The sequence below is a fragment of the Gallibacterium salpingitidis genome, from assembly GCF_030517105.1.
Lineage (GTDB): Bacteria > Pseudomonadota > Gammaproteobacteria > Enterobacterales > Pasteurellaceae > Gallibacterium > Gallibacterium salpingitidis.
The window spans coordinates 2,619,185-2,633,169 of record NZ_CP103875.1; the positions used below are offsets into that span (position 1 = coordinate 2,619,185).

The window sequence follows — 13,985 nt, forward strand, 5'->3', positions numbered from 1 at the left end:
GAGTAATTTATGGAACAATACGGCTTTTATTTTGATTCCGAACGTTGTACAGGCTGTAAGACTTGCGAATTAGCTTGCAAGGATTACAAAAATTTAGATACAGAAGTTAATTTCCGTCGTATTTATGAATATGCAGGCGGTAATTGGCAAGTGCAAAATGATGGTACCTATCAACAAGATGTGTTCGCTTACTATTTATCAATTTCTTGTAACCATTGTGCAAATCCTGCTTGTACCAAAGTTTGCCCAACAGGTGCAATGCACAAAAATGAAGATGGTTTTGTTATTGTAAATGAAGATATTTGTATTGGTTGCCGTTATTGTCATATGGCATGCCCATACGATGCGCCACAATATGATGCGAAAAAAGGACATATGACCAAATGCGATGGTTGCTATTCACGTGTGAAAGCGGGACAAAAACCAATTTGTGTAGAAGCTTGTCCATTAAGAGCATTGGATTTTGCACCAATTGCAGAACTTCGTGAAAAATATGGTAATGAAGCATCAATTGCACCTTTACCACCAGCGGAATTTACCCAACCAAATTTAGTGGTAAAACCGAATAAAAATGCACGCCCAAGTGGTGATACAACTGGTTTCTTAGCGAATCCGAGAGAGGTGTAAGATGAATGCAGGGTTACATGAATTACCATTAGTCTTTTTTACTGTATTAGCACAAACAGCAGTAGGTACATTATGGGTGTTTGCTTATGTGCTATGGCAAAAAGAAGCAACAACAAAACAAAATTATATTCATAAATTAATGCTTTTACCTTTAGTGTTATTAGGCATTGGTTTTGTGGCTTCTATTTTACATTTGGGTTCACCAATGAGAGCTTTTAATTCGCTAAATCGTGTTGGTGAATCAATGTTAAGTAATGAAATTGCAAGTGGTGCACTATTTTTTGCCGTAGCAGGTTTATATTGGCTAATCGCGATTACTGGCAAAATGTCAGCAGCACTTGGCCGTATCTGGTTAATTGTAATGGTGCTTTGTGGTGCATTATTTATGTATATGATGAACAATGTTTATCATATTGATACAGTGCCAACATGGAATAGCGCTATTACTTCATGGCAATTCTATTTAACAATAATCTTGGTTGGTGGTGCGTTAGGTTATACCTTATTGCATCAAATTACACAGTTATGTGGTTTACGTTGGTTATTTGGTTTGGCGTTAGTCGCTTCGGTAGCTGTCGTAATTTATCAAGGCTTTACCTTATCGGGTATTCACAGTTCAGTACAACAAGCGATTGCATTAGTGCCAGATTATGCTTGGGTAAATATTATCCGTTTACTTTGTTTAGTATTAGCAAATATTTTGTTATGTAAAAGTAACTATCAAGCTGGCTTAGTTCTCGCGGTAATGTTAGTATTCGGTAGTGAAATCTTAGGAAGAGTTTTATTCTACGGTTTACACATGACAGTCGGTATGGCAGTTTAACTAACATCGACACTGTACTTGATATCAAGTACAGTGTACCTTTGGGAGGACACATGGAAGAAGATCTAGATGCATTTTTGGCATGGGTATCGATGAGTGGTGGTTTTTTAGGATCACTCTTTTATTTTGAACCTACACACCCTAAAGCATCAGGTTTGGTGGAGGCAATTAAAAAAATTAATTGGCAGAAAGATTGGCGTCCAACCATTAAACCAGATTTCAAAATTAAAAATTTATTGGTGCAAACCAAAAATATTTCAGAGCAATTTCAACAGCAATTTATTGGTCCAAATGCAATGCCGGCACCGCCTTGGGGATCGGTTTATTTGGATAAAGAAGCGGTGATTTTTGGTAACTCTTTACTGCAATTACGTGAATTTATGCGTAAGTATGGCGTTAAAGCAGAACTCAATGAAAATGTTCCAGAAGATCATATTGGGTTAATGTTAATGTTGGCTTCGTATATTGCGAATACCCGACCAGACATTTTGCCGGAATATTTAGCGAAGCATCTATTTCCTTGGGTATGGCGTTATTTAGAATTGTTATCTGAACAAACAGATACGCCGTTTTATCAAGGTTTGGCATTAGTGACTAAACAAACGCTTGAATTATGGCAGGAAGAGCTTGGCATTGTCACAGTAGAAATGCCGTTATATTTTTAAATAAATGGAAAAAGACGAACGTTATTATTCTGCTTATTTAGCGCATAACCAAATTTCTCGTCGTGGTTTATTGCGCAGTTTTTTTACGGCACCACAACCGCAAAAAACGCTTGAGCAAAGAAAGGTGAATCGACCGCCTTTTGCAGCAAAAGAGAGTTTATTTCTTGCGGTATGCAGCGGTTGTGGCGAGTGTGTCAAAGCGTGTCCTTATGGCTTAATTGAATTGCAAGATCATTATCCAGTGTTAGATCTGCAATTTTCTGCGTGTGATTTTTGTGGTGAATGTGCGAAGGTATGTACTACGCATGCGCTTCACCCTGCTTTTAAAGCCGATACCGGATTACGCCCACGCTTTTTATCTTCTTGTTTACCTCAACAAGGACAAACTTGCCACACCTGTGAACAAAGTTGCCCAACACAAGCAATTTCTTTTAATGAAGAAACAGCAACATTGGATATTGATACTCACCGTTGTAATGGTTGTGGTGAATGTAAGATTAGCTGTTTTATGCAAGCAGTTGTCTTAGAAAATAGCCAATTAAGTGAGTAATTAAATTGATAAAAAATAAGGTGCATCCATTGCACCTTATTTAATTTATGTGGGGTAAGAAAGATTAAATCTTACGTAATTTTGCTGGTAAGCCTTGTCTTACCGCAGAACCACAGACCCAATCGAGCCAAGGTGAAGCAATTTCTTTGGTATTATCAAGTAAACCAAGATCATTGATATTAATGCCTTGCTTGATCTGTTCACTTCCTTGAACAACTTTGCCATCAATCTCGTAACTTGCAGCACCTAATTGCTTATGACCATAACCATGTTCAATCGCAATAGTTCCCGGCATTACACCTTCGAGTACCATCACTTGTACATTCACTTTACCACCTGGAGTAGCTAATTCCACTAAATCGCCATGCGCAAAACCAAATTTTGCCGCATCTTGATTATTCATCGCCACAATTCCGCTTGGTTTAATACTATGTAAGCGAAGTAACGGCGCAGTAATACTGCTCATTAAATTCGATTTAAAAGAAATTAGCTCAAACGGCCACTCTTTCTTCGGATAACGACTCTCAACAGTACTATTATCCGCAAATTGTGGTGCGAAATATTTCGGACAGCCATGGTAATGTTTACCATCGTGGTGGTGGCGAGCTTTCGCTACAATTGGGTTCCAGATTTGTAAACAGTTTTTCCATTTTGCCGTCATATTTTCGCCGTCCCAAGCGCTGTTATATGGAGCAAATCTACCACCTTTACAGAAGATTGTTGCAGCCTTCAATACTTCCTCTTCTTTCAAGGTTTTGCTTAATAACGGCATAATACGCTCTACTCCAGAAAGTAAACGATCTTCGGCAGTTGCATCATTAACCGGTTGTTTACCATCAAAAGCAATATTTGCTGCTGCACGCAAGAAATAATCTTCACTACAATTTAATGGATAAGTTTGTTGTTGATTATCGCTAATTGCATTATCACCAAATCCCGGTAAGCCCATGGCTTTTGCGATATGAATAATGAAACTTTCCATACAAATTGTTTCACCATTTGCGTTTTTCGCGTTAGCAGATTTAATAATCGGCCAACGTGCAGTACTGGTTTTGGTTGGTACTCCAGCCCAAGGTGTACTAAAACCCCAGCTTTCAAAGTTATGTGTATCCGGCACAATATAATCGGCTAATGCAGTAGTTTCATTCATAAACGCATCAACAGCGATAAATAAAGGCAGAATTTTTGGATCTTTTAACTTCTCTTCCGCAATATGATGGATACCAGTCATACCATATAACGGATTGGTCATATGGCTGATCCAAGCTTTTAATGGATAAGGATAACCTTGTAATGCAGAAGTGATCATTTCTGACATTTGACCACCAACGAACGGATACCAGGCAGCGCGTGCAGGATATGGTGATCCTTGTGCAGAACGGCGTTTAAATTCGCTTGAATTTTCATACGCTTTTTTACTACGGGCAAGATTGGTACCTTTCGGTTTCACCATATTTGGGAAAGTGGCGAGGTTGTAACGTGGGCCCGGTGCAAAATCTTTAAATTTGCCACCAGCCATACTCATACCACCTTTCTTATTCATATTACCGATCATAACATTCAATAAAAGAATCGCCCACGCCGTATAGAAACCATTACTTTGCATGGTGCCGCCGTGAGTAATGGCAACGGCTTTATGGCCATAAGAAGTAAATTTCTCAGCAAGAGCAGTAATTGTTTTAACTGGTACGCCACAAAGCGCAGAATATTCTTCTAACGTATGTTCAAGGCAAGACTCTTTTAATAAGGTTAAGGCGGATTTAACGGCAACTGTTGAACCATCTTTTAACGTAATAGTTTCATCAACCCAAATTAGTGCTTTTGCTGAAGATTTTGCTGGAATAAATTGATTATCTTCGGCATTTTTGACGATATTGTAATTTTCTAACACCTTATCATCAGGATTTGGCGCCACATCAAAAAGATCTTGTTCGGTAATCGGTTGGCCAAAACGAGGATGTTTTTCATCGCTGATAAAGAGATGTGCAGCATTACAATAACTTACCGCGCCAGCTTGTTGCATCGCAAATTCGCTTGGTAAGGCAAGATAATCTGCATTAAAACGCTCATTCTCAATAATCCAGCGTAACATCGCTAATGATAAAGCGAGGTCGCCGCCCGGTAATACAGGTACCCAACGATTATTTTGTGTAGCGTGAGTTGAAGTTAACTCTAAACGTGGGGAAACTACTACATAATCGAAATCCGATTCAGCACGTTTTTTCGCAAGTTGGCGTGCTTGTCGTTTAAATGGGTTACCTGATTGGGCAGGCGATGTTCCCATAAATAGGATAAATTCACAATTATCCCAATCCGGTTTTGCGTGTGAGTTGTTATTGAGATCATTCATTACCGCACCGGAACCGGCACGATAAGAAAGCCCACAATAAGAACCATGAGAAGCAAAATTGATAGTACCAAAACTACCATTAGCAAAACGTTGTAATAATGGCTGACGTCCTTCTGGGCCGGCAAAAGTAACAAATAACTGATTAGCTTTAGGGCCAAAATCAGGATTATCTTTATCTACTGGAGTGGTTAAATCACGAATAGCTTTTAAGCCATCAACGTGTCCTTCGCCAAAGAGATCGCCACCATTGACGACTTCTTCCACTAATTGTTCAAAACTAATGGTTTTCCATTTACCTTCGCCGCGTTTACCAACCCGTTTTAGTGGTTGAGTAATACGGTAAGGGCTATTTACTCCTTCCATAAAAGCAGCACCACGAGCACACGCAGTAGAACGATTTTCTAAACCATTTTCTCCAGCAACGCTTAATTCTGCTTGTTGCAAAGAGCTGTTATAACTAAGGTATTCATCAGCAGAAAGCGGATGATAAGGGTTACCGCTAATGCGGATAACACGATTTTGTTTTAAATCCACACGAGCGCGTAAGCCACAAAGTGTCCAACAGCCCATACATTGGGTATTACAAACAATTTGATCTGCGTTAGGGATTACTTTGTCTTTGCTGATTTGGTATTCCGGTGCGAGTGAATTGCCATGTAAATTGTGTTTCGTTTTTTCACCAGCGGTGCCATTTAATAAGCCGTTAGCAATTTCTTTCACTTTTGGTGAATAACCGGCAACGAAAGTTGCTGCACCACCGACAACTAAACCACCTTTAAGTAAATTACGACGTTTATTATCCATGATGGTACTCCTTATTAATTAAAGTGAAGATTTGCCATAAGATGACACTAACGGCTACCCATAAGCCAAAGACAGATAACATTCCTAATGCTCCATCTACGCCCCAATTAAAATGGTATGGATTCATTAAAGCGTTATATTTAGCTACAGTTTGCACTTCAAGTAATAACACCCAGCGTACCATAGCGGTTAAAGCAAGCGCGGCGATTAATAACAATGATTGCATCACTAGATGACGGCCGCTGATAAGCGCAAGAATTAAGGTAATTACCCATACTGCTAAAGTGAAAGCGACACTAGGACGATGCTGCCAAAGTAGTGATAAATCATAATGTGTGTCGGTTGAATAGAAGTTGATAGCGACAACAGTAAGTGCGAGCAGAACTAAACTGCACAACATTAACGGTTTCATTGTGATTGTTTGAGCTTTGCCTGTTGCAAGATAAATAGCAAAGTGAACCAACATTAACGCACTTGGTAAAGCGCTAAAGATAATTAATGGAATGAGATATGGTTGATTCCATAATGGACGAGCAGCGACGTTGTACACTTCCATTGAGGTGTAGAGCAGAATTAAGATGCTGCTGATAATGGTTAAAATACGGAAAATTTGACACCACAACGCATTATTAAAGTTGCCAAAATATAACCAAGCTAACCATTTTTGCGTTGGTTTGTTAGGTAATTGACGTAATAAGAACAGAATATAACCTACTAAACTGGTCATAAAGAAAGGTAAGAATAAAGAACCCCAAGCCATCCAAGACCAAGTTGCCAGATAAGCATAAAAATGCCAAACCCGACCAGGTTGATGTAAATCAGCAGTAAGTGCAATTGGCGCGACAATAGCAAAACTTAACGCCACCACTAACGCGATTAATTCCGCTTGAATTTGATAAGGTTTGACAAAAAAGCGAAAACAGAGTGCAGTAACAATCGCACATAACGCAATACCGATGAAAAAGAAATAACTTACCGCCCAAGGCAGCCATGCAATAGCTTGTGGTTCAACTAATACTTCGCGAATCATAATGTTTCCTCCATTCCTTGCCAAAGCATAGGTTGGCCGTTAATGCGACTGACGAACGCTTCATCTAAACCTAAATAGAATACGTGCGGTTGGGTGCCAGCTTCAGGTTTTAACACTTTTAATTCATTAACATGACTATCAAAGAGTTTTCTGATTTGGCTGTTTGGATCCGCTAAATCGCCGATAATGCGGGCGCCGCCAACACAACTTTCAACACAAGCAGGTAATAAACCAGCTTCTAAACGATGAGAACAGAAAGTACATTTATCAGCGGTTTTAGTTTCTTCATTGATAAAACGGGCGTCATAAGGACAAGCTTGCACACAGTAAGCACAACCAACACAGCGTTCATTATCAATAACGACAATGCCGTCTTTTTGTTGATAAGTCGCTTGAACTGGACAAACTGGAACACAAGGAGGATTGTCGCAATGGTTACATAAACGAGGTAGTAACACATTATTGACGGTTTGTTTTCCATCAGTGATTTCATACTGACGGACAGTGGTTCTAAATTCACCAATCGGTGTCTGATTCTCGATATTACAACTTACAGTACAAGATTGGCAGCCAATGCAACGCCGTAAATCAATAATCATTGCATAACGGTGTTGTTGATCACCGCCTCTTCTCGGCGGTTGGAACGCGATACTTTGCAGTGGTACCAAGCTAGCACCAAAAGTCAGCGCAGTAAGCGTTTTAAGTGTTGTTCGTTTACAACTATCCATAATTTTCCCCACAATCATCGTTTTATGTTATTGTTCTAGCGTATTGTTAATTACCCTGATTTTGGTAGCTATTGTGGTTTTCCACATAAATAGTATGGGTATTGATCTGAGTCAAGAAACAGGAGGCGATTTTGCGAAAGTTAGGCTGGATTTATAGTTATTGCTTGCTGTTATTCTTAGCGATTTCTCATAATGCAATGGCACAAGATTGGAAAATCGGTATTTTGGCGCAACGTGGTGAAAACTATTTGCGTGAAAAATGGCAGCCATGGATTGATTGGCTTAATCAACAAATTCCCCAACAACAATTTCATTTAGTCGCCTTACAATTAGATGAACTCTCCAAAGATAAAGCGAAAAATGTCGATTTTGTCTTAACCAACCAATCGCAATTCTTTTATTTAAATAATAGTACGGTGCGTTGGCTGGCAACGTTACAATCACCGCGGCAAAAACATTCAGATAGCGGTAAAGTAGGTAGCGCAATTTTGGTGAAGGCAAACAGCCCTTATCACCAATTAACAGATTTAAAAGGGAAAACATTAGCCGCAGTTGGGCAAAATGCTTTTGGCGGTTTTTTACTGGGGTATAACGTACTATATCAAGCCGGCTTAGAAGAAAATCACGACATTTTTTTCCGCTTTAGCGGTTTTCCTGCGGATAATACGGTATTTTGGCTGCAACAAAGTAAAGTCGAAGGGGCGATTGTCCCCGTCTGTATTTTGGAAGATTTAGCCGAAGAGGGAAAAGTAAAGCTGCAAGATTTTCGTGTGTTAGCCAGACAAACGAATGAGATTGGTTGTTGGTCAAGTACAATCTTATTGCCAAACTGGTCGTTAGCGGCAATGCCGCAAGTGCCGGATAATATAGTGAAAAAACTAATGACCATTTTGCTCGGCGATATTCCAGAAAACTTACCGCAATGGAATCCGCCGTATTCCGATCAACAAGCTGACAATATCTTGCGCAATCTTTATCGCCACCCACAACAACAAAGCCTTTGGGCAGATGTGCAATATTGGATTTTGCAGCACAAATGGCAATTATTGGCGGGTTTACTCTTTATCTTATTTAATTATCTATGGATTACTTATCAGGTTCATCGTAAAAGCAAGCAACTGACGCAAGCGCATCAAGAAATGCGCAACTATGAACGCCAGCTGATTAAAGCCGATCGCTTAAGTATTTTAGGGGAAATGAGCGCTGGTATTGCGCATGAAATTAACCAACCGCTGACCGCAATCGGTATGTATAGCGAAGGTTTAAAACAACAATTAAAACAGCGTGAAACGACAGCAATGGAGTTAGCGATCTTAGATAAAATTCAACAACAAGTTGATCGCAGCCGCCAAATTATGCGTAATTTAACAGGGTGTGTAAAAGGTAAAGAAGATGAAGAACTACAAGATCTAGAGTTAAAACCGCACCTACAAAAAGCGATTGATTTTATTAAACAACATTATGCGGCACAGGCAAAAATCCGTTTAATTTGCCCAAGAAATTGGCAGGTTCGCATCAAAAAAACGATGTTAGAACAAATAATTTGCAATTGCTTACTGAATGCGTTGCAAGCACAAGCGGATCATATTATGGTGAGCGTAGTCGATCACCAATCTTATTTATATATTATGTTGATTGATAATGGGGTAGGTTTTTCTCAAACCGAGTTAGAATTTCCGTTTGTGCCGTTCCGCAGTCGTAAAAAAGAGGGGTTAGGTTTGGGTTTAACGCTCTGTCAGCGGCTGATGCACTCAATGTCTGGTGATATCTATTTTCAAAATCGTAAAAATAAACAAGGTGCAGTGGTAATTTTGGAGTTACCGCTCTTGTTAAGGGAAACAAAATGAAAGTGCATATAATTGATGATGATTCAACTGTATTAGATGCAGCGACATTTTTATTAACGCAAGCAGGCTATGAGGTAACGAGCTGGTCAAATAGCAAATTATTTCTGGAACAAGCACAGCTATTTGAGCCGGGCGTAGTGTTACTGGATATGCGCATGCCCTATTTTGATGGGCGGCAAGTGCATAAAATTTTGCGCCAACAACGCAGTACGCTACAAGTGATTATTATGACGGCTTTTGCTGATGTCGAGATGGCGGTAAATGAGTTAAAACAAGGTGCGGTAGATTTCTTACAAAAACCAATTGAATTTAATCAATTACAAACAGCGCTAACCAATGCAGCCGAACGCAGTGAAAAATGCTACCAACAATATCAAATTCAGCAATGTTATGACCAATTAAGCGAAAAAGAGAAAGAGGTTCTCAAATTAGTGCTGAATGGCAAAATTAATAAACAGATTGCAGAAGAATTAAATATTGCGGTGAGAACCGTAGAAGTTCATCGTTCGCATATTATGGAAAAGATGTCTGCTAAGAATGTTGCTGAATTGATTAGAAAAGTGGACTTACTTTCTTTAGATAGTGACTAAGAGGATATTTTCTAAATTGGATATAGTTTTATCTGTAATAAGGTCAGATGGGTAGCTCAAAATGAAAGCAAATGAAACTAAAGTAGAAACATTTTTATCTTCAAATAAAACTCAATTTATTATTCCTGTTTATCAAAGAAATTATGATTGGAATATACAACAATGTCACCAGATCTGGAAAGATATTTTAGAAGTTGGGGTTAAGAATGAAATGAACGCTCATTTTATCGGTAGTATTGTCTATATACATGATGATGTTTATACATCATCTCGAATAAAAGAATTAACTATTATTGATGGGCAACAACGTTTAACAACACTGACTCTAATTTATTTAGCTCTTTATCAGTTTACAAAAGAGCTAGGAGATAATGATTTAGCAAATGAGATAAGTGAGACCTATTTGATTAACAAATTTGCTTCCGATGATGAGAAATTAAAATTAAAGCCGACAGATAATAACAATAAAGCACTAAAATATTTGTTAAGAGCAGATAGTAGTAAGGAATTTTTAGATTTCTCTAGATTAATTGATAACTTCAATTATTTCAAAAAGATGATTAACCAAGAAAATTATTTAATTATACTAGATGGTTTATCAAAACTAATGTTTGTTGAGATTTCTTTAGAAAGAGGAAAGGATGATCCTCAACGCATTTTTGAAAGTTTAAACTCGACAGGATTGGAATTATCTCAAGCAGATTTAATTAGAAACTATATTTTAATGGGGCTTAATTATGAAAACCAAAATAAAATATATAATAATTATTGGGAAATAATAGAGCGGTTTGCACAAGTAGGGCATGAAAGTAGAGTTTCTGATTTTATTCGAGATTATTTAACATTAATAAATAAAAGAATTCCAACAAAAAGCAAAGTATATGTCGAATTTAAAAATCAGTTTCCTACATCAGATCTAAAAACATTAGAAGAAAATCTTTCTCCTATAAAATCTCTTGTTAAATTTTATAATAAACTTCTTAATCCTAATAGTGAACCAGATAAAGATATTAGGAAACAATTGGAATATATTAATCGAATAGAAGTCAATGTGGCATATCCGTTTTTAATGAAAGTTTATGAAGATTATACAAATAATATTATTGATAAAAAAGTGTTTATTGAAATATTGGAGTTAGTACAATCTTTCGTATGGCGTAGATTCATTGTGGGAGCACCTACGAATGGGTTAAATAAAATCTTTATGACTTGTTATGAGCAAATAGATTTAAAGAATTATTTATATTCATTTCAGAAATTTTTATTAGAGAAAAAAGGGATACAAAGATTTCCTAGAGATAAGGAAGTTAAAGAGAGTCTTAAGTTTAAAGATGTCTATAATATAAAAGGTAAAAATAGAACCTATCTATTAGAACGGTTAGAAAATTTTGAAAATAAAGAACCAGTTATTATTGAAAATAATCCAGAGATAACTATAGAGCATATTTTTCCACAAAATCCAGATCCGCAATGGAAGAAAGATTTAAGTGAAGAAGATTATAATGAGCTAAAAGAAACTTATATGAATACAATTGGCAATCTTACTTTATCTGGTAATAATGGAAAATTGGGTAATAAATCTTTTAAAGATAAAAGAGATAAAGATGATGTAGGTTATAAATATAGTAGACTTTGGCTCAATAGGTATTTAGCAACTTTGGAAAAATGGGATCTTGAAGAGATTGAAAAACGTTTTGAAGTTCTTTCTCACCGATTTTTTAATATATGGAGAATACCGAGTATAGAATTCGATTTGATATCAGAAGAGAAAATGAGAAGTGATGAAGTAAATATTTTTGATGCTGAAGATCCTAGAAATAAGAAATTAGAATATGCTATTTTTCTTGATAAGAAATTAGAGGTTAATCAAGTAAGTAAATTATATAGTGAAATTTTTAAACAGCTATTTGAATTAAATCCGGAAAATTTCTTTATAACTGATTTGGCGGAAAAAATCTCATTAACTAAAACTATAAATAGTGGAAAATTAAGACAACCAATTGTTCTGAATGATACCTATGTGATAGAAGGAAATTTAGATAATAATAGTAAGTTTAAACGTATAAAAGATGCACTAATAATTTTTGATTTTCAAGATGAATTATTAATTAAATATGCTGAATAATCTTTGTAAGATTAGCGGGTTGATAAAATAATAACTATTTAGATAAATAATGCCCCTTATTATGGGGCATTAATATTATGAAGCTACTTAGGCAATTTTCACTTCCCAAAAATCCACAGGAGCGTTAGTGACTGGTTTTACGATACCGGTACGAACGGCGAAATCACCGATACCTTCATTGCTTTGACGATTTTTTGCCCAATCTCCAATCCAACCATCAAGAATTTGTAGAATCTCTGCTTCCTCAATATTTTCTTTGAATAAACGAGGAATACGGCTGCCTTCACGATTACCACCGATATAGAGATTGTAACGTCCAATAGCACGTCCAACTAAGCCGATTTCAGCTAACATTGCACGTCCGCAACCATTTGGACAGCCAGTTACGCGCAACACAATCCCCTCTTTTTCAACGTGATGTTTTGCCATTAACAGATCTACTTTATCAATAAATTGAGGTAAGAAACGTTCTGCTTCTGCCATCGCTAATGGGCAAGTTGGTAAAGCGACACAAGACATACTTTGCTGACGCAATGGAGTAACACGATCGTCAATTAATTTATATTCACGAGCCAATTTTTCGATTTTCGCTTTATCCCGTTGCGCCACACCCGCAACAATTAAATTTTGGTTAGCAGTAAGACGAAAATCGCCTTTATGGATTTTCGCAATTTCACGTAAGCCAGTTTTTAATGGGCGATCTGGATAATCGAGTAAACGTCCATTTTCAATAAATAAAGTTAAATGCCATTTATTATCTTCGCCTTTTACCCAACCAATGCGATCGCCGCGTTCAGTAAAATGATATGGACGGATTGGTTTTAAAGTAATACCGGCACGTTTCTCCACTTCCGCTTTTACTACATCTAAGCCAACGCGTTCAATGGTATAGCGTAATTTTGCATTTTTACGGTCACTACGATTGCCCCAGTCGCGTTGCGTGGTGACGACTGCTTCAGCACAAGCCAATACTTCGTCTAAAGTTACAAAACCAAGCTCTTGAGCGACATTTGGATAAGTCTTATGGTTAGCAAAATCCATTGATAAGCCGCCACCAATCAACACATTAAAACCGATTAATTGTCCTTGCTCGGCAATAGCGACAAAATTGAGGTCATTTGCGTGTAAATCGACATCGTTTAATGGTGGTACAACAACAGTAGTCTTAAATTTACGCGGTAAATAAGTTTTACCTAAAATAGGCTCAACCGGATCGCTTGACTCTTTTAACAATGGTTTAGTGGTTTCACTTTCAAATACCTTTTCGCCATCTAGCCATACATCAGCATAAGCGGTAGTGCGTGGTAAAAGATGTTCAGAAATTTTCTTTGCCCACTCATAAGCTTGTTGATGTAGCTCGCTTTCAACAGGGTTTGGCGTACAAAGTACATTACGATTTACATCACCAGCGGTGGCAATTGAGTCTAAACCTAGCTGATGCAACCATTGATGCATCGGTTTAATATCACGTTTTAAAACACCATGAAATTGGAAAGTTTGACGATTGGTTAAACGAATACTGCCGTAATAAGTATGTTTAGTAGCGAATTCATCAATACCTAACCACTGTTTTGGGGTAATAATGCCTCCCGGTAAGCGGCAGCGCAGCATCACATTCTTATTTGGCTCAAGTTTTTGCGCTTGGCGTTCAGCACGAATATCACGATCATCCTGTTCATACATACCATGGAAGCGGATGAGTTGGAAATTATCTTTATTGAATCCGCCAGTAAGTTGTTCATTTAAATCTTGGGCGATAGTACCATGCAAATAATCACTTTCCCCCTTCAAACGTTCATTATCGGCTAACGGGAATTTTTTCCACTCGGTTGCTTTATCAGTCATA

At 37.5% G+C, this 13,985-nt stretch carries 11 protein-coding genes; 7 read left to right on the forward strand and 4 right to left on the reverse strand.

What is annotated here, in order from left to right:
- Nucleotides 1-9: 9 nt before the first annotated feature.
- The 4 genes from NYR30_RS12485 to napF are packed head-to-tail and all read left to right on the forward strand — an operon-like array spanning nucleotide 10 to nucleotide 2,665.
- The gene (locus NYR30_RS12485; protein ID WP_066114041.1) at nucleotides 10-627 is read left to right on the forward strand and encodes a DMSO/selenate family reductase complex B subunit; all 618 of its coding nucleotides are present in this window, start codon (nucleotides 10-12) and stop codon (nucleotides 625-627) included.
- 1 nt (nucleotide 628) lies between these two features.
- Nucleotides 629-1,450: a DmsC/YnfH family molybdoenzyme membrane anchor subunit gene (locus tag NYR30_RS12490; protein WP_066422084.1), complete on the forward strand. Its 822-nt coding sequence runs from the start codon at nucleotides 629-631 to the stop codon at nucleotides 1,448-1,450.
- A gap of 53 nt (nucleotides 1,451-1,503) precedes the next feature.
- Nucleotides 1,504-2,115, forward strand: a complete 612-nt coding sequence (gene dmsD / locus NYR30_RS12495; protein ID WP_066422083.1) for a Tat proofreading chaperone DmsD — start codon at nucleotides 1,504-1,506, stop codon at nucleotides 2,113-2,115.
- Between the two features lie 4 nt (nucleotides 2,116-2,119).
- Complete coding sequence (napF, locus tag NYR30_RS12500; RefSeq protein WP_066422081.1) at nucleotides 2,120-2,665, forward strand: ferredoxin-type protein NapF; 546 nt, start codon at nucleotides 2,120-2,122, stop codon at nucleotides 2,663-2,665.
- Nucleotides 2,666-2,729: 64 nt separating this feature from the next.
- Here napF and NYR30_RS12505 read toward each other — a convergent pair whose 3' ends face one another.
- From NYR30_RS12505 to ttrB, 3 genes are read right to left on the reverse strand one after another with little or no spacing between them, the layout of a single operon-like run.
- Entirely contained in the window at nucleotides 2,730-5,819 is a 3,090-nt protein-coding gene (locus NYR30_RS12505) for a tetrathionate reductase subunit A (protein WP_066422079.1), read from the reverse strand.
- Nucleotides 5,812-6,849, reverse strand: coding sequence for an NrfD/PsrC family molybdoenzyme membrane anchor subunit (gene nrfD / locus NYR30_RS12510; RefSeq protein WP_231923848.1), 1,038 nt, complete (start codon nucleotides 6,847-6,849; stop codon nucleotides 5,812-5,814). Before nrfD ends, NYR30_RS12505 begins: the two co-directional genes overlap by 8 nt.
- The gene (ttrB, locus tag NYR30_RS12515; RefSeq protein ID WP_066105224.1) at nucleotides 6,846-7,577 is read right to left on the reverse strand and encodes a tetrathionate reductase subunit TtrB; all 732 of its coding nucleotides are present in this window, start codon (nucleotides 7,575-7,577) and stop codon (nucleotides 6,846-6,848) included. Before ttrB ends, nrfD begins: the two co-directional genes overlap by 4 nt.
- A gap of 131 nt (nucleotides 7,578-7,708) precedes the next feature.
- Here ttrB and NYR30_RS12520 point away from each other — a divergent pair, with 131 nt between their 5' ends.
- The 3 genes from NYR30_RS12520 (at nucleotide 7,709) to NYR30_RS12530 (ending at nucleotide 12,139) form a co-directional block, all read left to right on the forward strand.
- Nucleotides 7,709-9,424, forward strand: coding sequence for a sensor histidine kinase (locus NYR30_RS12520; RefSeq protein WP_269147528.1), 1,716 nt, complete (start codon nucleotides 7,709-7,711; stop codon nucleotides 9,422-9,424).
- Nucleotides 9,421-10,014, forward strand: a complete 594-nt coding sequence (locus NYR30_RS12525; protein ID WP_066105221.1) for a response regulator — start codon at nucleotides 9,421-9,423, stop codon at nucleotides 10,012-10,014. The genes NYR30_RS12520 and NYR30_RS12525 overlap by 4 nt, the downstream gene beginning before the upstream one ends.
- Nucleotides 10,015-10,075: 61 nt before the next feature.
- Nucleotides 10,076-12,139 (forward strand): DUF262 domain-containing protein, encoded by a 2,064-nt coding sequence (locus tag NYR30_RS12530; RefSeq protein WP_302501285.1) that lies wholly within the window; start codon nucleotides 10,076-10,078, stop codon nucleotides 12,137-12,139.
- An 87-nt stretch (nucleotides 12,140-12,226) separates the two neighbouring features.
- On the opposite strand, the gene cysI is transcribed toward NYR30_RS12530, so the two are convergent.
- On the reverse strand, nucleotides 12,227-13,984 hold the full coding sequence (gene cysI / locus NYR30_RS12535) for an assimilatory sulfite reductase (NADPH) hemoprotein subunit (protein WP_066114023.1): 1,758 nt from the start codon (nucleotides 13,982-13,984) through the stop codon (nucleotides 12,227-12,229).
- Between the last annotated feature and the right edge of the window lies 1 nt (nucleotide 13,985).